The organism is Pelagibacterium lacus (genome assembly GCF_003345525.1).
GTDB classification, from domain to species: domain Bacteria; phylum Pseudomonadota; class Alphaproteobacteria; order Rhizobiales; family Devosiaceae; genus Pelagibacterium; species Pelagibacterium lacus.
This window is the reverse complement of sequence record NZ_QQNH01000011.1, coordinates 24,358-47,294: the sequence shown is the minus strand read 5'-3', so window position 1 is coordinate 47,294 and position 22,937 is coordinate 24,358. Positions and strand designations below refer to the sequence as shown.

24 protein-coding genes are annotated in these 22,937 nt (G+C 65.2%); 15 read left to right on the top strand and 9 right to left on the bottom strand.

Going from position 1 to position 22,937, the window contains the following annotated elements; genetic code table 11:
• Position 1: 1 nt before the first annotated feature.
• Both DVH29_RS09585 and DVH29_RS09580 read left to right on the top strand, forming a co-directional pair.
• A complete protein-coding gene (locus DVH29_RS09585) occupies positions 2-757 on the top strand; it encodes a GNAT family N-acetyltransferase (RefSeq protein ID WP_114645960.1) in 756 nt (251 codons plus the stop codon).
• Positions 754-1,152: a (deoxy)nucleoside triphosphate pyrophosphohydrolase gene (locus DVH29_RS09580; protein WP_114645959.1), complete on the top strand. Its 399-nt coding sequence runs from the start codon at positions 754-756 to the stop codon at positions 1,150-1,152. The genes DVH29_RS09585 and DVH29_RS09580 overlap by 4 nt, the downstream gene beginning before the upstream one ends.
• A 7-nt stretch (positions 1,153-1,159) precedes the next feature.
• Here DVH29_RS09580 and DVH29_RS09575 read toward each other — a convergent pair whose 3' ends face one another.
• From DVH29_RS09575 to DVH29_RS09560, 4 genes are all read right to left on the bottom strand, one after another.
• Positions 1,160-2,167 carry a L,D-transpeptidase family protein gene (locus DVH29_RS09575; protein ID WP_114645958.1) on the bottom strand — a complete coding sequence of 336 codons (1,008 nt, stop codon included), beginning with the start codon at positions 2,165-2,167 and terminating at the stop codon, positions 1,160-1,162.
• Between the two features lie 133 nt (positions 2,168-2,300).
• Positions 2,301-3,257, bottom strand: a complete 957-nt coding sequence (locus tag DVH29_RS09570) for an acetyl-CoA carboxylase carboxyltransferase subunit alpha (protein ID WP_114645957.1) — start codon at positions 3,255-3,257, stop codon at positions 2,301-2,303.
• A gap of 179 nt (positions 3,258-3,436) precedes the next feature.
• Positions 3,437-4,336 carry a site-specific tyrosine recombinase XerD gene (locus DVH29_RS09565; RefSeq protein WP_114645956.1) on the bottom strand — a complete coding sequence of 300 codons (900 nt, stop codon included), beginning with the start codon at positions 4,334-4,336 and terminating at the stop codon, positions 3,437-3,439.
• Positions 4,333-4,536 (bottom strand): histidine kinase, encoded by a 204-nt coding sequence (locus DVH29_RS09560; RefSeq protein WP_439331620.1) that lies wholly within the window; start codon positions 4,534-4,536, stop codon positions 4,333-4,335. Before DVH29_RS09560 ends, DVH29_RS09565 begins: the two co-directional genes overlap by 4 nt.
• Positions 4,537-4,612: 76 nt before the next feature.
• Between DVH29_RS09560 and DVH29_RS09555 the strand changes: the two genes are divergently transcribed.
• Genes DVH29_RS09555 through DVH29_RS09545 form a run of 3 tightly spaced genes read left to right on the top strand, consistent with a single transcriptional unit; the run spans position 4,613 to position 7,602 of the window.
• Complete coding sequence (locus DVH29_RS09555) at positions 4,613-5,206, top strand: shikimate kinase (RefSeq protein ID WP_114645954.1); 594 nt, start codon at positions 4,613-4,615, stop codon at positions 5,204-5,206.
• Positions 5,203-6,321 (top strand): 3-dehydroquinate synthase, encoded by a 1,119-nt coding sequence (aroB, locus tag DVH29_RS09550; protein WP_114645953.1) that lies wholly within the window; start codon positions 5,203-5,205, stop codon positions 6,319-6,321. The genes DVH29_RS09555 and aroB overlap by 4 nt, the downstream gene beginning before the upstream one ends.
• On the top strand, positions 6,322-7,602 hold the full coding sequence (locus DVH29_RS09545) for an HlyC/CorC family transporter (protein WP_114645952.1): 1,281 nt from the start codon (positions 6,322-6,324) through the stop codon (positions 7,600-7,602). It begins immediately after the preceding gene.
• Here DVH29_RS09545 and DVH29_RS09540 read toward each other — a convergent pair.
• Positions 7,586-7,849 carry a BolA family protein gene (locus tag DVH29_RS09540; RefSeq protein WP_114645951.1) on the bottom strand — a complete coding sequence of 88 codons (264 nt, stop codon included), beginning with the start codon at positions 7,847-7,849 and terminating at the stop codon, positions 7,586-7,588. The two genes, DVH29_RS09545 and DVH29_RS09540, sit on opposite strands and share 17 nt — an antisense overlap.
• A 120-nt stretch (positions 7,850-7,969) precedes the next feature.
• Here DVH29_RS09540 and DVH29_RS09535 point away from each other — a divergent pair, with 120 nt between their 5' ends.
• From DVH29_RS09535 to DVH29_RS09515, 5 genes are all read left to right on the top strand, one after another.
• Positions 7,970-8,626 (top strand): J domain-containing protein, encoded by a 657-nt coding sequence (locus tag DVH29_RS09535; RefSeq protein WP_114645950.1) that lies wholly within the window; start codon positions 7,970-7,972, stop codon positions 8,624-8,626.
• Between the two features lie 155 nt (positions 8,627-8,781).
• On the top strand, positions 8,782-9,762 hold the full coding sequence (gene cobS, locus DVH29_RS09530) for a cobaltochelatase subunit CobS (RefSeq protein ID WP_114645949.1): 981 nt from the start codon (positions 8,782-8,784) through the stop codon (positions 9,760-9,762).
• A 13-nt stretch (positions 9,763-9,775) separates the two neighbouring features.
• On the top strand, positions 9,776-11,659 hold the full coding sequence (cobT, locus tag DVH29_RS09525) for a cobaltochelatase subunit CobT (RefSeq protein WP_114645948.1): 1,884 nt from the start codon (positions 9,776-9,778) through the stop codon (positions 11,657-11,659).
• 113 nt (positions 11,660-11,772) lie between these two features.
• Positions 11,773-12,672 carry an esterase-like activity of phytase family protein gene (locus DVH29_RS09520; RefSeq protein ID WP_114645947.1) on the top strand — a complete coding sequence of 300 codons (900 nt, stop codon included), beginning with the start codon at positions 11,773-11,775 and terminating at the stop codon, positions 12,670-12,672.
• Positions 12,669-13,712 carry a M42 family metallopeptidase gene (locus DVH29_RS09515; RefSeq protein WP_114645946.1) on the top strand — a complete coding sequence of 348 codons (1,044 nt, stop codon included), beginning with the start codon at positions 12,669-12,671 and terminating at the stop codon, positions 13,710-13,712. Before DVH29_RS09520 ends, DVH29_RS09515 begins: the two co-directional genes overlap by 4 nt.
• Positions 13,713-13,739: 27 nt before the next feature.
• Here DVH29_RS09515 and DVH29_RS09510 read toward each other — a convergent pair whose 3' ends face one another.
• A complete protein-coding gene (locus tag DVH29_RS09510; RefSeq protein WP_199562562.1) occupies positions 13,740-14,381 on the bottom strand; it encodes a VUT family protein in 642 nt (213 codons plus the stop codon).
• Positions 14,382-14,577: 196 nt separating this feature from the next.
• Positions 14,578-14,862 (bottom strand): 50S ribosomal protein L28, encoded by a 285-nt coding sequence (gene rpmB / locus DVH29_RS09505; protein WP_114645945.1) that lies wholly within the window; start codon positions 14,860-14,862, stop codon positions 14,578-14,580.
• Between the two features lie 310 nt (positions 14,863-15,172).
• Between rpmB and DVH29_RS09500 the strand changes: the two genes are divergently transcribed.
• Positions 15,173-15,961, top strand: a complete 789-nt coding sequence (locus DVH29_RS09500; protein WP_158541623.1) for a DUF3108 domain-containing protein — start codon at positions 15,173-15,175, stop codon at positions 15,959-15,961.
• 9 nt (positions 15,962-15,970) lie between these two features.
• Here DVH29_RS09500 and DVH29_RS09495 read toward each other — a convergent pair whose 3' ends face one another.
• Complete coding sequence (locus tag DVH29_RS09495; RefSeq protein ID WP_114645943.1) at positions 15,971-17,203, bottom strand: MFS transporter; 1,233 nt, start codon at positions 17,201-17,203, stop codon at positions 15,971-15,973.
• Positions 17,203-17,793: an ArsR/SmtB family transcription factor gene (locus DVH29_RS09490; RefSeq protein WP_114645942.1), complete on the bottom strand. Its 591-nt coding sequence runs from the start codon at positions 17,791-17,793 to the stop codon at positions 17,203-17,205. The genes DVH29_RS09495 and DVH29_RS09490 overlap by 1 nt, the downstream gene beginning before the upstream one ends.
• Positions 17,794-18,295: 502 nt before the next feature.
• Between DVH29_RS09490 and DVH29_RS09485 the strand changes: the two genes are divergently transcribed.
• The 4 genes from DVH29_RS09485 (at position 18,296) to DVH29_RS09470 (ending at position 22,912) form a co-directional block, all read left to right on the top strand.
• A complete protein-coding gene (locus DVH29_RS09485) occupies positions 18,296-21,208 on the top strand; it encodes a helicase-related protein (protein WP_114645941.1) in 2,913 nt (970 codons plus the stop codon).
• 3 nt (positions 21,209-21,211) lie between these two features.
• The gene (locus tag DVH29_RS09480) at positions 21,212-21,508 is read left to right on the top strand and encodes an RNA-binding S4 domain-containing protein (RefSeq protein WP_114645940.1); all 297 of its coding nucleotides are present in this window, start codon (positions 21,212-21,214) and stop codon (positions 21,506-21,508) included.
• Between the two features lie 115 nt (positions 21,509-21,623).
• Complete coding sequence (gene fdxA, locus DVH29_RS09475; protein WP_114645939.1) at positions 21,624-21,962, top strand: ferredoxin FdxA; 339 nt, start codon at positions 21,624-21,626, stop codon at positions 21,960-21,962.
• A gap of 389 nt (positions 21,963-22,351) precedes the next feature.
• Positions 22,352-22,912, top strand: coding sequence for a CarD family transcriptional regulator (locus tag DVH29_RS09470; RefSeq protein ID WP_114645938.1), 561 nt, complete (start codon positions 22,352-22,354; stop codon positions 22,910-22,912).
• Positions 22,913-22,937 lie beyond the last annotated feature (25 nt).

Here is a 22,937-nt window from a genome sequence, read left to right as displayed (position 1 = left end):
GGTGCTTTCGGTCGCCGAAATCGAGGACGCCGCGCTGATCAGCTGGCCGGCGCTGGATTCGCTTTCCGATGGCCGTTGGGTGGCCCGCTATACCAGGGGATTTTCCGGGCGGGCCAATTCCATCTGGTGCCTCGACCCCGCCGATGACGATAACGCTGCCCAGCGGATCGCCCGGCTGGCCGCGACCTATGCCGAGCATGACCTGCCGCCCCTGTTCCGCGTCACCCCGCTGACCGGCAGGAACACCCTGGCCGCCCTCGAGGCCGAGGCGTGGGAAAAGACCGATACCAGCCTGGTTCTCTCCACCCCGGTCGGGGAAACCGCCGGCTTCGACCCCGCCGCCCGGCTGTTCGACGCCACCGATCCGGCTTTCCTCGCCGCCCAGGCGGCCTTGCAGGGCTTTGCCAGCGCAACCCTCGAAACCTTCACCGCCATCCTCGGGGCCATCCGATCCCCGGCCTGCGGCATCGTGCTGTTTGCCGATGACGGCGCCCCCGCCGCCTCGCTCCTCTGCGTGCAGACCGGCGGTGTCGTGATGTTCTATGACGTGGTGACGGCCGCCAGCCGGCGCGGCGAAGGCTTGGGGCGGCGCATGATGGCCAGCGGGCTGAGCTGGGGCGCCGAAAACGGCGCCGCGCACGCCGCCTTGCAGGTGCAGGGCAGCAACAGCCCGGCCATCGGCCTCTATCTCGCCCTGGGCTTCACCTTCCGCTACCCCTATCACTATCGCCGCCCGACGAAGGTCCTGCCCCAATGAAGATTGTCCTCGTGGTTGCCTGCGCGCTGGTCGATGCCGACCGGCGCGTCCTCATCGCCCAGCGGCCGCAAGGCAAGCAACTGGCCGGGCTGTGGGAATTCCCCGGCGGCAAGATCGAGCCGGGGGAAACCCCCGAGGCGGCGCTGATCCGCGAGCTTTCCGAGGAGCTGGGGATCGAGACGCAATCGGCCTGCCTCGCCCCCTTGAGCTTTGCCAGCCATTCCTATGACGGCTGGCACCTGATGATGCCGCTCTATGTCTGCCGCAAATGGCAGGGCATCCCCGTCGCAAGGGAGCATGCGGCGCTCAAATGGGTGCGTCCGCAAGCCCTGCGCGACTACCCCATGCCCCCGGCCGACGAGCCGCTGATCGCGCCGCTCTGCGACCTGCTATAGGCTGTGTTCACGGCTGGGCCGGGGTCTCCACCGCCGCGGTCTGCTGGGTGCCCCCGCCGAACGGGCTGAAGATGGCATCGAAAAACCCGCCGATGGCTTCGCTCCGCGCCGTCATCTCCGCCTGGGCATTGATCCGGCGCTGCTCGGCCAGGGCCGAGGCCTGTTCCGCATCGGCCAGCCTTGTAATGGCGCTGGTCAGTGCCGCCTGATCGGTGGCCTGCCGGTCCATGAAGGCCGAGACGATCCGCTGGTCGGCGGTCACCGCCGGGCACTGCCCGGCCATGGACGCCGCGGCGCTGGCCGCCGAAGGCTGGCGGAACACATAGCGCCCGTCGCACACATCCCAGGCCGGCGGCATATTGGCGACCTCGAAGAAGTCGTGGCCTTCCTTGAGATTGTTCCAGAACCCGATATGCGGGCTCGACTGATGCGCGGCGAGGTTCTGCGGCGTCATGCGGAAGGGGAAGATCTGCACTTCGAAGGACCGGTTGCCGCCGGTGAACGCCTCGCGCGCCAAGGCGTAGATCTCGGCGATCTGGTCGTCTTCCATGGCATAGCAGCCGGCCGACGAGCAGGCCCCATGCACCATCAGATGGCTACCGGAACGCCCATGCGCCCGGTCGAACTTGTTGGGAAAGCCCAGATTGAAGGCCAGGTAATAGTTGGAGTTGGGATTCATCAGCCCCGGGGTGATGGTATAGAACCCCTCGGGCGCCTGCCGGTCGCCCTCATAGAATTTGGGACCGAGCTCGCCCGACCAGGTGCAGATCTCGTAGGAATTGAACAGCTTGTAGCGACCGTCGCTGGTCTGCTTCCAGACTTCGAGCACCGATTCCTGCTTGAAGATGCGCACCATCATGGCGGCGCCGGGCGACGAGCCCATGCTGGCAAGCCGCACCTTGGCGCTGTTCGAGAGCGGGACGAGATGGCGCCCATCGCCCTCCAGCGGAGAACACGAGGCGAGAATGCCTGCAAAAACAAGCGCAAAGACGGCGACGAAAACCCTGCGGAGCATAGATGCCCTGACCCTAAATTGCCCAAAACCTCCCAAACCGCCCCACTCTTGGCATGGCAGGGTTAATGTCCGGTAAGGTCTTGCCGGCAATCGTCACAAATTTAATGCGTTTTGCAATGAATTTTCTGCGAGGTCAGGCGAGATTGGTGCCGATGGCGAGGAATTTTTCCCGTCGCAGCTCCCGGATCTCGAGCGGGCCCAGGCCATCATACTGGCCGAGGAAGGCGACGATCTCGGCCTTGGTGTCGGCCATCACCTTCTCGGGATGGCGATGGGCGCCGCCCACCGGCTCCTCGATGATGCCGTCGATGACCTTGAGGCCCAGGAGATCCTGCGCCGTGATCTTCTGCGCCGCCGCCATGTCCTGGGCCTTGCCGGCGTCGCGGAACAGGATCGACGCCCCGGCCTCGGGGGAAATCACCGAATAGACCGAATGCTCCAGCATCAAGACCTTGTTGGTCGCCGCGATGGCGATCGCCCCGCCCGAGCCGCCTTCCCCGATGATGATCGAGAGATTGGGCACGCCGATCTCGAGGCATTTCTCCGTCGAGCGGGCGATGGCTTCCGCCTGGCCGCGCTCCTCGGCGCCGATGCCGGGATAGGCGCCGGCGGTATCGACGAAGGAGATTACCGGCAGGCCGAAGCGGTCGGCCATGTCCATGATCCGCACCGCCTTGCGATAGCCCTCGGGCCGCGCCATGCCGAAATTATGCTTGAGCCGGCTTTCGGTGTCATTGCCCTTCTCCTGGCCGAGAATGGCGACCGGAATGCCGTCGATGCGCCCGAAGCCGGCCTGCACCGCCGGGTCTTCCGCATATTTGCGATCCCCGGCCAGCGGCGTCCATTCGGTGACCAGAGACCTCAGATAGTTGGAGAAATGCGGGCGCTGCGGATGGCGCGCGACCTGCGTCTTCTGCCAGGGGGTGAGCTTTTTATAGACGTCCCTCAGCGCTTCCTCGGCCCGCTGCTGCAGGCGGGTCACCTCGTCGCCGATGGAGACCGCTTCGTCGGTCTGGGCGAGGGATCTGAGCTCGGCGATCTTGCCTTCGAGTTCGGCGACCGGCTTTTCGAAATCAAGATATGACTGCATGCACTCCGCCCGATCCGGACGACCTTCTCTTCTGGTGTTGAGCCCCGCCGCATGCACAAGATGCAGCCCCGCTGTCAGTAACGGCCAAACAGGCTGCGGATTCAAGCCCCGCGGACGTGTTCGCGCCCCGCCTCTATGGGTCCAAAGTGGCGGGAAAGTGTCGTTTGCCCCTGCCCTTGTCAAGAACTCCCTTCGGCCAGCGGGTGGTGGGTTTCGAGCAGACGGCGCAAATGCGCGTCCAGAACATGGGTATAGATCTGGGTCGTCGAGATGTCCGCATGGCCCAAAAGCATCTGCACCACCCGCAGATCGGCGCCGTTTTCGAGCAGGTGGCTGGCAAAGGCGTGGCGCAGCACATGCGGGGAGACCTTGGCCGCCGGCAGCCCGGCCCGCGCCGCCAGAGCCTTGAGATCACGCGCGAAAACCTGGCGGGCCAGAAAGCCCTCCGCCCCGGCGGCCGGAAAGACATAGCGTCCCTTTTCCCCGGCATCGATCCAGGCGAAAAGCGCATCGCGCGCCTTGTCCCCCATGGGCACCATGCGCTCCTTGCTGCCCTTGCCCCGAATGGTGAGATAGCCCGCCTCGCGCACCACCGCCCGGGTCTCGAGCGCGACCAATTCGCTCACCCGCATGCCGGTGGCATAGAGAAGCTCGAGCAGCACATGCAGGCGGATTTCCTTTTCCCCGCCGCCCGCCGCCTCGGCCTCGGCCAGATCGAGCAGCCGGTCGACCTCGGCGACCGAGAGCACGCGGGGCAGGCCACGCCCCGGCTTGGGAGCCGAGACGATGCGGGTCGGGTCCTCCCCGGCGATGGCTTCGCCCACCAGAAAGCGGTGGAACTGCCGGACCGCGCTCAGCCGCCGCGCCGCCGAACTGGCGGCAAGACCAGCTTCTTTGAGCGAAGCCACATAGGCCGCGACGTCCTCACGCCGCGCGGCGGTGGCCAGCCGGCCCTCCCGGGCGAGAAAGCCGAAATAGTCGAGAAGATCGCCGCGATAGGCCTCGATGGTGTTGGCCGCCGCCCCGCGCTCGGCGCTCATCATCTCGAGAAAGGCCTCGATCAGATGGCCCTCCTTCATGCGCGTGCATCCGGCAGCAGGTCGCGGGCGGGAATACGCACCGTCACCTCGCGCTCGGTCGGCTGAACCATCACCGACAGCGCGAACATGCCGGCAAAGGCGAGCCCGGCGAAAAAGGCGATGGCGACGAGCAGCCGGAACAGGGTGGGCATGGGTCGATAGTCTCCCGATTGCCCCTGTTTTTCCAGATTTGCCCGCATGGGGCAAGTCCGGTGCGCTTGACACGGATCGCGTCAGAGGCTTGAACCGGTCGCACGCGACCACCGGGACCAGAGCATGGGGCAGAACCCGCAATTGAGCGACCAGACGATCGACACGGCCCGGCTTCTCGATCGCCTGGGCGGGCGGCCGATCGTCCTGGTCGGCATGATGGGGGCGGGCAAGACCACGGTCGGCCGGCGTCTCGCCAGCCGGCTGGGCCTCGGCTTCGTGGATTCGGACGCCGAGATCGAGACCGCCGCCGGCATGCCGATCCCCGAAATATTCGCCGCTCGCGGCGAAGCCGAATTCCGCGCCGGCGAAGCGCGGGTCATCGCCCGGCTGCTGCGCGAGCACAGGGGCGTCATCGCCACCGGCGGCGGCGCCTTCATCAACGGCGAAACCCGCGCCAACATCAAGGACATGGCCATCTCGGTCTGGATCAAGGCCGATTTCGACATCCTGTTCGCCCGCGTCTCCAAGCGCCCGACCCGCCCGCTGCTGCAGACCGCCGATCCCAAGGGCACGCTCAAGGCCCTGATCGATTCCCGCTATCCCATCTACGGCCTCGCCGACATCACCATCGCCTCGCGCGACGTTCCCCATGAGGTGGTCGTCGCCGACATCCTCATCGCCCTCGACCACCATCTTGCGAGCCCCGACGCCCCATGAGCCTGCAACATCCGCCTCTCCACACCGTCCATGTCCCGCTGGGGGAGCGCGCCTATGACATCGTGATCGCCCCCGACGCCATCGACAGCGCCGGCGAGCATCTCGCCGAGATGTTTCCCGGCGCGCGGTTCGGCATCGTCACCGACGAGAACGTCGCCGCCGCGCAATTGCCCCGGCTGCTGCGATCCCTCGACGCCAAGGGGCTGATGCATACAGAAATCGTGGTCCCGGCCGGAGAGGCCAGCAAGTCCTGGGATAGGCTCCACACCGTCGCCGAGGCCGTATTGGCGGCGCGGCTCGAGCGCAACGACCTGCTGATCGCGCTGGGGGGCGGCGTCATCGGGGATCTGGCGGGCTTTGCCGCCGCCATCGCCCGGCGCGGCATGGATTTCGTGCAGGTCCCGACCTCGCTTCTGGCCCAGGTCGATTCCTCGGTGGGGGGCAAGACGGGCATCAATTCCCCCCACGGCAAGAACCTCCTGGGCGCCTTCCACCAGCCGCGCCTCGTGCTGGCCGACCTCTCGGCGCTCGAAACGCTGTCGCCGCGCCATTTCGCCGCCGGCTATGCCGAGGTGGTGAAATACGGGCTGATCGACGACGAGGATTTCTTCTTCTGGCTGGAGGCCAATTTCAACGAGATCGCCCATGGCGGCCCGGCCCGCGCCGAGGCGATCGCCCGCGCCTGCGCCGCCAAGGCGCGCGTGGTGACCGCCGACGAAAGGGAAACCGGCGACCGGGCCCTGCTCAATCTCGGCCACACCTTCGGCCATGCGCTGGAAAAGGTCACCGGCTATTCCGACCGCCTGCTGCACGGAGAGGGCGTGGCGATCGGCATGGCGCTGGCCCACCGCTTTTCCGCCCGTCTCGGCCTGGCCCCCTCGCAGGACACCGGACGCATCGAGGCGCACTTGAAAAACGCCGGCCTGCCGACGACATTGGCCGATATTCCCGGAGACCTCGCCCCCACCGAAACGCTGATGGACGCCATTGCCCAGGACAAGAAGGTCTCGCGCGGCAAGCTCACTTTCATCCTGACCCGCGGCATCGGCAAGGCGTTCATCGAAAGAAATGTGGACCCGGCCGCGGTCTCGGCATTTCTCGAGGACATGCGCTAAATGGACGCTTCCCTATGGTTGCCGCTTATGGCCATCGTCGCGCTTCTGGCGATGAGCTTTTTCTTTTCCGGGTCCGAGACCGCTCTGACGGCGGCCTCGCGAGCCCGCATGCACCAACTCGCAAGGGCGGGCAATGAACGTGCAAGCCTCGTCGAAAAGCTGACGGTGGAAAAGGAAAGGCTGATCGGCGCTCTCCTTTTGGGAAACAACATCGTCAACATCCTGGCCTCCACGCTCGCGGCCTCGGTGCTGATCCAGATTTTCGGCGAGGCGGGGATCGTCTATGCAACGCTTGCCATGACGGCGGCGGTGGTGATCTTTTCCGAAGTGCTGCCAAAAACCCTCGCCCTGCTCCGCCCCGACGGTTTTGCCCTGGCGGTCGCGCCCATCATCCGCCTGGTGGTGATCGTCTTCGCCCCGCTCACGCTCACCGTTCAGGCGATCGTCAATTTCATCCTGCGCCTGTTCCGTCTCGATCCCGACAAGGTCAAGGATATTTCCGGCCATGAGGAATTGCGCGGTACTGTGGATTTCCTTCACTCCGAGGGCGGGGTGGTCAAGGACGACCGCGACATGCTCGGGGGCATTCTCGACCTGCGCGAGCTGGAAGTCTCCGACGTGATGGTGCACCGCACCCGCATGCTGGCTCTGGATGCGGAGACGCCCACCGACGCGCTGATCGCCGCCATCCTCGACAGTCCCTTCACCCGCGTGCCGCTCTACAAGGGCCAGCAGGACAATATCGTCGGCATCGTCCACGCCAAGGACCTGTTGCGGGCCATCCAGAAGGCGGGGGGCGATTTCAGCCTGGTCGACCCGGAAAAGATCGCCCTCAAGCCCTGGTTCGTACCCGACACCACCCCGGCCCAGACCCAGCTCAACGCCTTTCTCAAGCGCAAGCTGCACTTCGCCATCGTCATCGACGAATATGGCGAGATGCAGGGCCTGATCACGCTCGAGGACATTCTGGAGGAAATCGTCGGCGATATCGCCGACGAGCACGACACGGTGATCGCCGGGGTTCGCAAACAGGCCGACGGTGCCTATATCATCGACGGGCAGCTCCCCATTCGCGACCTCAACAGGGCCCTGGACTGGCACCTGCCCGACGAGGAAGCGACCACCGTCGCCGGGCTGGTCATCCACGAAGCCAAGCTGATCCCCGATGCGGGCCAGCAATTCACCTTTCACGACCTGCGCTTCAAGGTGTTGCGCAAGGCGCACAACCGGATCACCCAGCTTCGCGTCTCGCCGGCCGAGCCGCCTATTGCGAAGCCATGACCTTGATGGCGAGGGCGTGCAGGCCGGCGGAGAACTGATCGGCGAGGGCCGCGTTGACGGCCCGGTGCTGTTCGACGCGGGAGAGGCCATCGAGGCGCGGGCTGGCGATCGTCACGCGGAAATGGGTATTGCCCCCTTCCCGCCATCCTGCGTGCCCATGATGGCGCTCGGAATCGTCGATCACCTCCAGCGTAGTCGGCGCGAACACTTCGGTGAGGGTAGCCTCGATCTGATCGCGGACACTCATCTGTCAACCGCTCCTATGGGCAAATAAGACAATTTGAACCGGGCGAACCGGCTGCAAACGGTATATGATCACGCGCTTTGATTGCGCAAGGCCACGACGAAAAGGTCACTATCCAGTTCGATGACGATAAATACCAAGTCCAAGATCTTCGATTCCGTCCGCATCAAACCCCGTCGCGGGACCGCCGAGGATGGCGAGACGCAGCCCCATCCGGCCTGCGAATGGGAGGGGTGCGACAATCCCGGACAGCACAAGGCCCCCAAGGGCGCGCGGGCGGCGGGCCAGTTCCACAATTTCTGCCTCGAGCATGTGCGCCATTACAACAAGGCCTATAATTATTTCGCCGGCATGAACGACGAAGAGATCGCCAACCATGCCACGAAAATGAACGCCCCCGGCGCCAAGGAGACCTGGGCATTCGGCTCGAACCGGTTCGGCAAGTCCAATCCGCAGCCCAAGCGGTTCAAGAGCCGCGACTATACCGGGCGCAAGTTCCACGACCCCAACCATCTGTTCGCCCGGCTGCGCTCGCGCGCCAATGGCGGCGCCGGGGGAGAACCCCGCGAGCGCGAGATCACTCTGACCGGGCAGGACAGGACCGCGTTCGAAGTGCTGGGCTTTGACGGCCGCCGCGCATCGGCGGAGATCAAATCGTCCTATAAGGCGCTGGTCAAGCTCCACCACCCCGACGCCAATGGCGGCGACAAGGGCTCGGAAGACCGGCTGCGCAACATCATTTCCGCCTACAACCATCTCAAGCAGCGCGGCTTTGTCTAGGGTTTGATTGTCGCGCGCCGCTTGCGTTCCCCCCGGCTCTGGGTTTATGGCAGACCTGTTGCTATAAGCGCTCCGACTTTTTCCCTTCAGACGCGACGAGACCGCGCCTTCAGCATCGGAAAAACGCGCCCGATGCCGCTCGTAACGAGGCCAATATGACTGAGTTCTCCCACCTGCCCGACACCCAATATTCCGTCCGCGATCTTTTCGGGATCGACAGCGACATGATGGTCAAGGGATATAAGGACCGCACCGACCACGTGCCCGAGATCGATCCGGACTATCTGTTCGATCGCAACACCACCCTCGCCATTCTCGCCGGCTTCGCCTTCAACCGCCGCGTCATGGTGCAAGGCTATCACGGCACCGGCAAGTCGACCCATATCGAGCAGGTCGCGGCGCGGCTGAACTGGCCGCTGGTCCGCGTCAACCTCGACAGCCACGTCTCGCGTATCGACCTCGTGGGCAAGGACGCCATCGTTTTGAAGGACGGCAAGCAGGTCACCGAGTTCCGCGACGGCATCCTGCCCTGGGCGGTGCAGAACAATGTCGCCCTGGTGTTCGACGAATACGATGCCGGTCGTCCGGACGTGATGTTCGTCATCCAGCGCGTGCTCGAGGTTTCCGGCCGCCTGACCCTGCTCGACCAGAACCGCGTCATCCGCCCGCACCCGGCCTTCCGCCTGTTCTCCACCACCAATACCATCGGGCTGGGCGACACCTCGGGGCTTTATCACGGCACCCAGCAGATCAACCAGGGCCAGATGGACCGCTGGTCGATCGTCGTGACGCTCAACTACCTGCCGCACGAAAAGGAAGTCGGCATCGTCCTCGCCAAGGCCAAGAGCTACAACCAGACCGAAGAGGGCCGCAAGCTGGTCTCCAACATGGTCCGCGTCGCCGATCTCACCCGCTCGGCCTTCATCAATGGCGATCTCTCCACCGTGATGAGCCCGCGCGCCGTGATCACCTGGGCCGAGAATGCCGAGATCTTCGGCGATATCGGCTTTGCCTTCCGGCTGACCTTCCTGAACAAATGCGATGAGCTCGAGCGTCCGGTGGTCGCCGAATTCTACCAGCGCGTGTTCGGGGTGGACCTGCCCGAATCCGCCGCCAACCTGGCGATTTCGGCGTAAGACCTGCCTGACCATGGCCCAGCCCCCGCGCAGCAAAGCCAACAAGCCCGACCCCACCGGCCCCTTCAAGGCGGCGGTGGGCGCGGCCATGCGCACCATTGCGGGCCGCACCGACCTCGAGGTGAGCTTCACCGCCGACCGCCCCATCCTTACAAGCGACAAGGCCCGGCTCGCCGCCCTGCCCCGCCTGCCGACCCGCCGCGACATCGCGGTGGCCCGCGGCCAGGGAGACGCCATGGCCATGCGCCTGGCCAGCCACGACGCCGAGACCCATCGCAGGATGGCGCCCCGCGACCCCGACGCCAAGGCAGCCTTCGACGCGCTGGAACAGGCCCGCGTGGAATCGCTGGGCTGCATGCGCATGGCCGGGATGAGCGGCAATATCGCCGAGATGATCGAGGACCGGCTGTTCCGGGCCAATTACGCCAATGTGACCGACATCGCCGACGCGCCCCTGGCCGAGGCGCTGGGGCTGATGATGCGCGAAAAGGTCGCCGGCATCCCCGTCCCGCCCTCGGGCACGCCGCTGGTCGATCTCTGGCGCGAGAAGATCGCGCAAAAGCTCGGCACCTCGCTCGAAGAACTCGCCCAGCACCTGGACGATCAGACGGAATATTCGCGCCGGGCCCGCTCGATCCTGCGCGATCTCGACCTTCTGGCCGAATCCGATCCCGACGACCTCGATCCCGACTCCTCGGATTCTTCCGAGCAGGACGCCCAGAACAACCAGGCGATGAACGGGGACGAGGAGCAGCAGGAGGGCGACGCCGACAATGCCGACATGGAGGGAACCGAGGAATCCCCCGGCGAGCATGAGGAAACCGGCGACGTCGAGGGACTGGAGGCCGACACCGCCGACAGCGACGAGGAAGCCCAGGCCGATGCGGGCGAGGATTCCCCCGCGCCTCCGCCCCAGGGCGAGGCCGAGCACCGGCTCTCCAACCAACCGACCTACAAGATCTTCACCGACAAGTTCGACGAGATCGTCTCGGCCGCAGATCTCTGCCCGCCCGAAGAGCTCGACCAGTTGCGGCAATTGCTCGACAAGCAGCTCGAACACCTGGCCGGCGCCGTGGCGCGGCTGGCCAACAAATTGCAGCGCCGCCTCCTGGCGCAGCAGAATCGCGGCTGGGATTTCGACCTCGAGGAAGGCATTCTCGATACCGCCCGCCTCACCCGCGTGGTGACCGATCCGCTGCAGGCGCTCTCGTTCAAGGAGGAGCGCGACGCCGAATTCCGCGACACGGTGGTGACGCTGCTCATCGACAATTCCGGTTCGATGCGCGGACGCCCCATCACCATCGCGGCGATCTGCGGCGACATCCTCGCGCGCACGCTGGAGCGCTGCGGGGTGAAGGTGGAAATCCTCGGCTTCACCACCCGCGCCTGGAAGGGCGGCAAGAGCCGCGAAGCCTGGCTCGACGCCGGACGCCCGCCCAATCCGGGCCGGGTCAACGACATCCGCCATATCATCTACAAGAGCGCCGACGAGCCCTGGCGGCACGCCAAGCGCAATCTCGGGCTGATGATGCGCGAGGGCCTGCTCAAGGAGAACATCGACGGCGAGGCCCTGCAATGGGCGCATAAGCGCATCGTCAACCGGCCGGAGAACCGGCGCATCCTGATGGTGATCTCGGATGGCGCGCCGGTCGACGATTCCACCCAGAGCGTCAATCCGGGCAATTATCTCGAAGCCCATCTGCGCGCCGTGATCGAGGACATCGAAACCCGCTCGCCGGTGCAATTGGTGGCCATCGGCATCGGCCATGACGTGACGCGGTATTATCGCCGCGCGGTGACCATTCTGGACGCTGACGAGTTGGCCGGCGCCATGACCGACAACCTCGCCGACCTGTTCGACGAGGAACTTCCCGGTGCGGCCCGGAGGCGGCGCTGATCCGGCGCGGCACGCTCCTGGGCCTGGGCCTGCTGCTTGCGGCCGGGTCCGTTTCCGCCCAATCGCTATCGGCCGAATCGATCATCGTCACGGCGCGGCCCATCGAGCGCTTCATGGGCGTCTCCCCCGGCGGGACGATCGACGGCCTCGTCTATCACGGCGGCCTGCAACTGGCCTCCGGCCATCCCGGGTTCGGCGGCCTTTCCGGTCTGAGCTTTGCCAGCGACACCCGCCTCGTCATGGTCACCGATGAAGGCCATTTCGTTTCCGGCGACCTGATGCTGGACGAGGGGCGCCCGGCGGCGCTCGACAATGTCGAGATCGATGCCATCCTCAATTCGAGCGGCCAGCCCCTGCCGCGCAAATTCGCCCGCGATTCCGAATCGATCGACGTAGTGTTCCGCAACGGACGGCCCGACGCCGTGCGGGTCGGCTTCGAGAACCTGACCCGGGTGGCCGAATTCTCCCTTGTCGATGGCCGCCCCGAGGGCCCGGCGACCGAGATCGCCATTCCCGACTGGCTGTCCCGGCTGCGCACCAACGAAACCATCGAATCCCTGTGCATGGCGCCGCCCGCCTCCCCGGTGGCCGGCTCCACACTCCTGATCACCGAGGGGCATTCGCTGGAGCCCGGCAGCTGGGCCGCGACGCTTCTGGGCGTTCGCGATCGCGGCGACCTGCACCTCGCACAACAGGGCCGGGTCAACCCCACCGATTGCGCCTTCCTCGCCAATGGCGACCTTCTGGTCGTGGAACGGTCCTTCATGTTCCTCACCTTTACCGTGCAGATCAGGCTGATCCCGGCCGAGGAGGTCCGCCCTGGCGCCATGATGACCGGCGAGGTGATCCTGCGCGCCTCGGGCGGGGATGTGGACAATTTCGAAGGCATCGCCACCCGCATCTTGCCCGATGGCAGCGAACGCATCACCATCGTTTCCGACGACAATTTCCTGGGCCTGCAGCGCACGCTGCTGCTCGAATTCTCCCTTCCCCAAGACGAGGCCGACCGATGAATATCGAACTGCTCCGCCAGTTGTGCGAAACCCCCGGCGTGCCGGGCCGCGAGCACCGGGTGCGCAAACTGATCGAAACCGAGATCGCCGGGCTGTTCGATGAGGTGACCACCGATTCCATGGGCTCGCTGCTCTGCGTGCGCCGCTCGCGCACCCAGGCGGACAAGCCCCTCAAGGTCATGCTGCTGTGCCATATGGACGAGATCGGTTTCCTCGTCACCCATGTGAGCGAGAAGGGCTGGATCCATATCGACAATGTGGGCGGCTTCGACCCGCGCACCCTGTTCGCCCGGCGCGTCAAGGTCTGCACCCGCGACGGCGACTATCCCGGCGTGATGAATGCCGGCGGCCGCCCCTTGCACATTTCCTCGCCCGAGGACCGCAAGAAGGTGCCGCCGGTCAAGGAATTCTTCGTCGATATCGGGCTGGGAGCCGAAACGCGCTCCAAGGTGCATGTGGGCGATTTCATCGTCATGGACGAGCCGCTGGTGGAAATGGGCGACCGCATCGTCTCCAAGGCGCTGGACAACCGCATGGCGTGCTGGCTGGGGATCGAGACGATCCGGGCTCTCGAGCGGAGCGGCGTCGACCACGCCTGCGAAATCCATGTCGCCTTCACCACCCAGGAGGAAGTGGGATGCCGCGGCGCCAAGGCAGCGTCCTTTGCGGTGCGGCCCGATATCGGCATCGGCGTGGACACCACCCTTGCCTGCGACACCCCGGGCGTGCCCGAGAACGAGACGGTGACCATGCTCGGAAAGGGCGTGGGCCTGCACATCAAGGACAGCTCGTTCATCGCCGATCTCGATCTGGTCGATGAGTTCGAGGCCGTGGCCGTGAGGGAGAAGATCCCTTTCCAGCGCACCATCCTCACGGCCGGCGGCTCGGACAGCTCGGCCGCCCAGCAGGCTGCCGCCGGCGCCCGGGCCATCGGCATCGCGGTCGGCACCCGCTATATCCATACGGTGGCCGAGATGATCGACAAGACCGACCTTCTGGCGGCGCGCGACCTCCTCGTCGCCTATCTCAAGGACAAATGAAAAGGGCGCCGAGGCGCCCTTTCCCGTTCAGGCCGTAGCCCCGGCGAAGCGGTCGGGGATGCGGTTGAGCAGGGCGCGGTAGGGTGCCAGCAGCACGAAGGCCATCAGCAACTTGACGGTGAAGTCCCCCAGGGCCAGCGAGACCCAGAGCGGCACCTCGAGCGGGAAGAGCGACAACAGCGGCACCGGAAAGGCCAGCGAGGAATCGGGCAGGCCCAGCGCGGCGTCGATGAAGGCAAAGCGCGCCGAAAAAGCGATGCCGAAGAACAAAAGCGTATCGATCACCGACCCGGCCATCGAAGCGAAGAGCGGGGCCTTCCACCAGCGCTGCGCCCGCAACCGGCTGAAGATCGCCGTATCGAGCAATTGGGCAAAGAGAAACGCGGCGCCCGAAGCCATGGCGATGCGCGGGGTGGCGAGAATGACGCTCATCCCCACCGCGATGGCGAAGCCCACCAGCACGACCTTGCGCGCCGCCATGGGCCCGAAACGGCGATTGGTGAGGTCGTTGACGAGGAAAGCCACCGGATAGGTGAAGGCGCCCCAGGTGAGGATCTCGGCCAGATCGAGCGCGCCGACCTGCCCCTCCACGGGAAATTGAACCAGATAGTTCGAGGCGGTAACCACCACCGCCATGGCCAGGACGGCCCACAAGAAGCGAACGCTCATCTGCGTTCTCCTTTCCCCAAGCGGCAAATGACCGCCGGACTGCTGATCGGGGGCCCTAGGCCCCGGCTGGTATGGCTGCGTTTCCGGCAGGTGGCCGGTGCATTCCATGAAAACGCCGCGTCGAGCCTCGCCCGACGCGGCGCGAAATCTCTCCGGCCTGTTTTCGGCCGGAACCTCTGCTGATCGCGCGAGCGGTTTAGCTGGCGAGGGCGGCGCGGATTTCCTTCTTGATGCCGAGGGCGCGATCGGAAAGTTCCACGTCCTTGGCCTTCATGAGGAAAGCATCGAGGCCACCGCGGTGCTCGACCGTGCGCAGGGCAGCGGCGGAAACACGCAGCTTGACCGGGCGATCGAGCGCTTCGGAAAGCAGCGTCACGTCGCAGAGGTTGGGCAGAAAGCGGCGGCGGGTCCGGTTGAGCGCGTGGCTCACATTGTTGCCGGTCATCACGCCCTTGCCGGTGAGTTCACAACGCCGTGCCATTTGTCTAATCCTGTCAATCGCAATGCCGGACACCAGGGCATGTTCCCTTGGTCCGGTCTGGGTTTTCGTTATCATCGGGTCGCGTTGCCGAGCCGGAAAAGCGGAACCCACCTTTCCGCAGCACCGCGCCGCTGGAAGAAAGTTTGGCCGGGGATATAGAGAAACCAGCCCTGTCCGTCAAGCGCCCGCAGCCATTTTGACCGGTGAAGCGCTGGACAGCGGGACTCCCAGCAGGCAACCTGTCCGAATGTCTGATTCGGTGCTCGGCGGATCGGCAGTGCGGCAACCCCAGCAATCGAGTTCTTCACGCGTGAAACGCTTTTCCCCCTTCCGCCTCGCCCTTTCGCTTTCCCTCGTCCTGGGCCTTGCCGGGCCGGCCACGGCGCAACAGGATGGTTCGATCGCCACCTATGTGGTCTCGGTCGGCGGCATCAATGTGGCCAATGTCTCGATCCGCCTGGCGACGGAAGGTGCGTCCTATCAGCTCGACCTCGCCGCCGATGTGGCCGGGCTGGCCCAAGTGCTCGCACAGGGCTCGGGCGCGGTCAATTCCGGCGGGGCGATCACCAATAGCGGCCTGCGCTCGAACCGCTTCTATCTCGAAACCCGCGCCCAGGCGGAGCGCTTCGCGCTATCCACCGCCTATGCGGGCGGCAATGCCACCGGCTGGGACGTGACCCCGCCGCTCGAAGACAATCCCGACCGCGTACCGGTGACGGCGGGGCATCGCTCCGGGGTGAACGACCCTCTTGCCGCCTTCATCTTCCGTGGGTCCTCGCTTGACGGCTCGCTGTGCAACCGCACCCTCAACATCTTCACCGGCATCGAGCGCTTCGACATGGCGCTCTCCTATGTCGAGATGCAGGAAGCGACCTCGAGCCGCACCGCCTATCAGGGCCCGGTGGTCCTGTGCGCCATGCGCTACCGCCCGATCTCGGGCCATTTCACCTCCTCGGACATCACCAACTATCTGGCCAATTCCAACCGCATGCTGGCCTGGTACATGCCGCTGGGCCAGTCGGGCTTCTTCATCCCCTATCGCGTGCTGATGGGATCGAGCTTTGGCGATATCTCCATGGTGCTGGTCGGGTTGGAATAGGCTGCGGCCTCAGCCGTCCACCACGCCCGGCCGCCGCGAAAATCCCCGAAAGCTCTTGAGCGTCAACGGCGCCAGCGTGATGGCGAGATAGACCAGGCCGAAGCCGAGCAGGGTCGCGTCCAGCCCGACGCCGGCGATCAACGCGCCGCCCAGAAGGCCGCCGAATGGCATCAGCGCCCAGGCCGAGGCAGTGACCAGCGACGACACCCGCCCGATCAGATGTTCGGGGATGCGCTCCAGAATCACCGCCGAAACGATCGGGTTGATGAACCCGGATGAAAATCCGCCCACCGCCAGGACAGCCAGCACCGCCTCCAGCGGCACGTCGAAGGCGAACACCGCGTAGCGCGGCAGGCCGATCATGAGGAAGGCGCCGACATAGACCGGCAGCCGGGGCAGTCTTTCGCCAAAGGCGGCGGCGAGGATCGAGCCGAGCACGGAAAAGCCGGAAAAGACCGCGAACACCAGTCCCAATACGGCCACGCCCTGCCCGCTGCTGGCGGCCCAGACCGGCACGAGCACGGCTCCATAGGCCTGATCCAAGAGGTTGGTCATAGCGATCATCGCGGCGATGGAAACCAGCAGGGCGTCGCCGCGCAAAAAGTCGAACCCCTCGCGCAACTGGCGGCCATAGCCCGCGGCGGGCTCCCGGGCCTCTCGCCGGTTCCGGGACAGGCCCGAAAGCCCAAGGGCGATGGTGAGCGCCGACAATCCGAAGGTGATGGCGGTAAAGACCAGGGCCGGAGCGGCGCCAAGGGCCGCGACCAGCGCCCCGGCCAGCGCCGCGCCCATCATGCCGGCGAGCCGGTCGATGGTCCCCATCACTCCGGTGGTCCGCTCAAGCGACAGGCCACCGGCCCGCGCCACCGCGGGAATCATCGCCTGCTTGGCCGCATCGGCCGGCCCACGCAGCGTTCCCAGCACCACGACGAGCGCGATCAGCGCCGGCATGCTCAAGACCCCGGACGCGTGCAGCAGCGGCACCATGGCTATGGCGGCCAGCGACCCCAGATCGCCCAGCAGCGAAATGCGCCTCGGGCCGATCCTGTCGATCAGCGGCCCGCCCAGCGCCTTGGCCAGCACATAGGGCGCCATCTCGGCGAAGGCGACCGCGCCGGTCAGCACCGGGTCCCCGGTCAGCGTCAGCACCAGCCAGGGAATGGCGATCATCGACAGCCGCGTGCCGGACAGCGAAAAGGTCTGCGCCGTGGCCAGGGCCAGAAACGCGTATCGGCCGCCCATCACGCCTCTCCCTTGCCCGGCGGGACATGGGGGAACCCATGCAGATGCACGGTGAACGGCCGCCAGCCCTCGGGCAGCGGCGCGCCGGGCTCCGGCGCCTCCTCCTTGGCGGCCCAGAGGATGGCGTGCAGGCGATCCATCAGCTCCTTTGCCGCCTGCGGCGAAAGGGGAATGGTGAAATCGGAAAAGGTCTGTGCCTTGCGCCAATCGAGCGGCAGGGCGGAAAAATGCTCGTGCGCCCGCTGCATGGCCGCCGCGTGATGGCTGATCACCGCCTGCATCATGGCCATGGAGGCGTCGTACGCCTCCCCCTCGGCTTCCGCCGGCTCGATGAGGGTCGATTCGTGCCGGGCCTTCCACCAGCGCTCCCGCCGATTGCCGCGTTCGGCATCGGTCTCGATAAAGCCATGATGGGCAAGCTGGCGCAGATGATAGCTCGTAGCCCCTGAATTGAGCCCCAGCCGGGCGGCGAGCCCGGTCGCCGTCTGCGGCCCCTCGAGCCGCAGGATGCCCAGCATTTTCAGCCGATCCGGATGGGTCAGCGCCTTCAGCGCCTGCGGCCCGGGAACGATCTTGGAAATTTCACGCATGGGGAGACCTCGCAACAAGGGAGTACTTTTACAATCACAAAGAATATTTTGCAAATCTTTCTTTGTAATTTAGCAGGCAGGCGCCCCTGTCCCGTTTTGATCCAGTCGAGAAGTTTTTCGTAAAAATGTTGTCCGGCAGCCCCGGCGCGCCGGCACCTCAAGCCTTTGCACGACAAAAAATTCGGCGCCGCAGGCGTTTACGTGCGGTTAGGAAATGGCCCGAAACGGTCCCCGTTAACCAGCCGGAAACCAGTGTGAACGCTTTTCGGCCCAATTGCGGCAACCGCGCCGGCTACCCGCCCCCACTTGTGGCTGGAGAACACCGATACCCCCACATGCTGTAGGGAACAAAGCGCGATCGTGATTCGATCCGCGATTCGGTTTGCATTTGTTCTTTTTTCGTTCGATGTGTTAAATTCCCGGCGGGCCAGGCCATTGCCAATCCCGGATTGATACACCACCTTGGCGTCACCCCGTCCCTTTGCCGAATCTTCCACCACCGATGACCTTCATTCCCTCCCAGGCCGTCAAAGCGGTGCTTGGGCCGACCAATACAGGCAAGACCCATTACGCCATCGAGCGTATGCTCGCCTATCGCTCCGGGGTGATCGGGCTGCCCTTGCGCCTTCTCGCCCGCGAGGTCTACACCCGCGTCGTCGAGCGCGCCGGGGAATCGGCGGTAGCGCTGGTGACGGGAGAGGAGCGGATCGTCCCCAAATCCGCGCGCTACTGGGTCGCCACGGTCGAGGCCATGCCCATGGACCTCGCCCCCGACTTCGTCGCCGTCGACGAGGTCCAGACCGCCACCGATTTCGACCGCGGGCATGTCTTCACCCACCGCATCCTCCACGCCCGCGGCCGCTCGGAAACCCTGCTGCTGGGCGCCCAGACCATGGAGCCGGTGATCCGCAGGCTGCTGCCCCATGCGGACATCCAGTTCCGACCGCGCTTTTCAAAACTCACCTGGGCCGGCTCGAAGAAAATCTCCCGCCTGCCGCGCCGTTCGGCCATCGTGGCGTTCTCGGCCTCCGAGGTCTATGCCATCGCCGAATTGCTGCGCCGCGAGCGGGGCGGCGCCGCCGTGGTGATGGGCGGGCTCTCCCCGCGCACCCGCAATGCCCAGGTCGAACTGTTCCAAAACGGCGATGTCGATTTCCTCGTTGCCACCGACGCCATCGGCATGGGGCTCAATCTCGACGTCACCCATGTGGCCTTCGCGTCCGACAGCAAATATGACGGCCACCAGTTCCGCCCCCTGACCCCAGCCGAAATCGGCCAGATCGCCGGCCGGGCCGGACGGCATATGCGCGACGGCACCTTCGGGGTGACCGGGGGCACCGAAGCCTTCGACGACGACCTGATCGAGCGGCTGGAAGCCCATGATTTCGAGCCGGTCAAGCAACTCCAGTGGCGCAATGCCGAGCTCGACTTCGCCTCCCTCGACGCCCTGCATGCCAGCCTCGAGATCCTGCCCGACCATCCGCAGCTGACCCGGGTGCCCGTGGCCACCGACCAGCGGGCCCTCGAATGGCTGATGCGCCGCGAGGAAGGCCACCTCGCCCGCACCCGCGAACAGGTGGAACTGGCCTGGGCCTGCTGCCAGATTCCCGATTATCGCGACATTTCGCCCGCCGCCCACGGCGAAATCGTGGCCCGGGTGTTTTCCGGCCTCGTCTTATCGGGAAAGATCGATGCCGACTGGATTGCCGAGCAGGTCAGGTTCTGCGACAATACCACCGGCGACATCGACACGCTGTCCAACCGAATCCGCCAGATTCGGACCTGGACTTTCATTTCTAACCGCAGGAATTGGCTGGAAGACCCCACACACTGGCAGGAAACGACCCGAGCGATCGAGGACGCCCTCTCCGACGCATTGCATGAACGGCTTATCGCCCGCTTTGTGGATCGACGGACCAGTGTGTTGATGCGTCATCTTAGAGACAAGCAGATGGTATCACCGCAAATCACCGAAAAAGGCGAGCTCACGATCGAAGGCCATGTGATCGGCACGATCCAAGGATTCCGGTTCACGCTTTCACGCGTCGACGGCGAAGCCGATTCGAAAAACCTGCGCACGGTCGCCTCCTCCGTGGTTGCCCCGGAAATCGTCAAGCGGGCCGACCGGCTGGCGGGGGCTCCCAATGAGGAGTTCGTCCTCGCCTCGGACGGGGTCATCCGCTGGCGCGGCGAAGTGGTGGCCGAACTGGCCGAGGGCGCCTCGCTCTACGCGCCCCGCGTCATCATCCTGGCCGATGAAAGCCTCACCGGCCCCGACCTCGAAAAGGTCGAGGACCGGCTGTCCCTGTGGCTGCGCCATACGATCAACACCCAGCTCGAACAGCTCATAGCCCTGCTCGAGCCGGCCGAACTCGAAGGCACGGCGCGCGGCATCGCCTTCCAGCTCGCCGAAAACCTCGGGATCCTGCCCCGCGCGGCGATCGCCGAGGAGGTCAAGGGCCTCGACCAGGACACCCGCGGCAAGCTGCGCAAGCTGGGCGTGAAGTTCGGCGCCTACCACATCTACCTGCCGCTGACCCTCAAGCCCGCCCCGCGCGAACTGGCCCTTATCCTGTGGGGGCTCAAGCATGGCGGCGTGCGCCAGCCGGGCATCGCCGAACTGCCCCAGATCATCCTTTCAGGCCGCACCTCCTTTCCCATCGACACCAGCTTCGACAAGCGGCTCTATGAAGTCGCCGGCTTCAAGGTGGCCGGGGAGCGCATCGTGCGCGTCGACATTCTCGAACGGCTGGCCGACATCATCCGCCCGCTGATCGCCTATGACGCCAATCGTCCGGTCGATACCCCGCCGCCCGACGGGGCGGCGGAAGCCAATGGCTTCCGGGTAACGGTGGAAATGACCTCGCTGCTGGGCTGCGCCGGCGAGGACTTCGCCTCGGTGCTCCGGTCCCTCGGCTATCGCCTGCGCCGCACCCCCAAGCCGGCTGCCGAGATCGCGCCACCCGCAGAAGTCGCGGCGGAGGCCCAGGAGGCCGATGGCGCGGCCCCTGCCGACGAAGAAACCGCCATTGTCCAGGCCGCACCCGAGGCCGTCACGCCTCCCGAGGGGGCGCAAGCAGCATCTGCACCGGAACCGGCAGTTGAGGCCGTGTCCGGCGCGGCTGCGGTGGAAGCGGCGCCCACCGGGGAGGTCGCGCCGGCAGAGCCCGAATATGACGAGGTCTGGTTTCCCGCCGGCCGCCGTCCGGAGCGCAATCGCGGTCCGCGCCGCGAGACTAATCGCCCTCCTCGCCCCGAAGGCCAGCAGCGGTTCAAGGGCAAGGGCAAGCCGCAGGGCAAACCCCAGCGCGAGGAACAGCGCTCCCCTGAGCGGCCCCGGCCCGAACGCCGCGAGAAGCCGATCGACCCCGATTCCCCCTTTGCCGCGCTCGCCGCGCTCAAGGCCCGGAAATAGGGCGTGCCCGTCGAGACGCCGACCCGTCAGCGTCTCGACAAATGGCTTTGGCATGCCCGGGTGACCAAGACCCGCACCCTGGCGCAGAAACTGGTCGAATCCGGCGCGGTCCGCGTCAACGGCAATCGGGTGCTGGCCAGCGATCATCGGGTCGGGCCTGGGGACGGCCTCACCATCCAGTTGCACAACCGGTTGCGCGTCTATCGCATCGCCGCGATCGTGGAACGGCGCGGTTCGGCGACCGTCGCGGCGGCACTTTACGAGGATATTTCGCCGAACCTCGCCAAGCCGGAATCCTGATCGGTTTTGACGCATGGAGTTGGCATGCCCATGCCTTGAAAGCCGGGGCAAAAGGGTTTAGCAAGCATTCGCTTGGCCATTATCCTCACATCTGCCAGCCTCACGGGAATGCCTCATGACTTATGTCGTCACCGACAATTGCATCAAGTGCAAATATACCGACTGCGTCGAAGTCTGTCCGGTCGACTGTTTCTATGAGGGTGAGAACATGCTGGTGATCCACCCCGACGAATGCATCGACTGCGGAGTGTGCGAACCCGAATGCCCGGCCGAGGCGATCAAGCCCGACACCGAGTCCGGCCTCGACAAGTGGCTGGAGATCAATGCCAAATACGCCAATGTCTGGCCCAACCTGACCGAGAAGCGCGACGAATTGCCCGAGGCCCAGGAAATGGACGGCGTCGAGGGCAAGTTCGAGAAATACTTCTCCGAAGAACCCGGCGAAGGCGACTGACCTCGTCCCCGATTGGCAAATCGGTTGGGGTCGCAAGAGGGCCGTCAACCGGCCGGGCTTGAATTTTCCGCCCCCGATTCCCATATCCGAGCTTGCGTGAACCAGCCGTCGTGCGGGTGTGGCGGCGCCTTGATTCGCAGCTTTTGATTTTGTCATTAAACTGTGGTATAGTTCCCACAACCAGTTGTATCAGCCCTCACGCTAACCAGTGCCCCGTGGGCATTTTTTTTGTGATCCACCAGAAATCCAGCCAAACTGACCGGAATAGCGGAGCCGGCCGGGAGAGCTTTACGACTGACAGACCGATCCTCCGGGATCGTCCGAAATATCGGCGAGGGGCATCTGCCGCAACGAATGCCTCCGCCACGGCGTCAACAGGAGTAGCCACTATGGCAACCAAAAAGACCACGCAGCGTGCGGGGTTCAAGACCGGCGAATACATCGTTTATCCGGCCCACGGTGTCGGCCTCATCCAATCGATCGAGGAACAGGAAATTGCCGGACTGACTCTCGAACTGTTCGTCATCGCTTTCGAGCAGGACAAGCTGACGCTTCGCGTGCCCGTCGCCAAGATCAAATCCGTGGGCATGCGCAAGCTTGCCGAGCCTGAGGAAGTCGCCAAGGCGCTCGAGACGGTCACCGGCCGGGCTCGCGTCAAGCGCACCATGTGGTCACGCCGCGCCCAGGAATATGAGGCCAAGATCAATTCGGGCGACCTGATCTCCATCTCCGAAGTGGTGCGCGATCTCTATCGCTCCGACGACCAGCCGGAACAGTCCTATTCCGAGCGCCAGCTTTTCGAGCAGGCCATGGACCGCATGAGCCGCGAGATCGGCGCGGTGAACAAGCTGACCCTCACCGAAGCGGCCAAGCTGATCACCAAGAACCTCGCCAAGAGCCCGCGCCGCGGCAAGACCGACGCGGCCGATGCCGAGGAAGCCGCGGCCTGATCGCCGATTAAAGACCTGACATTAT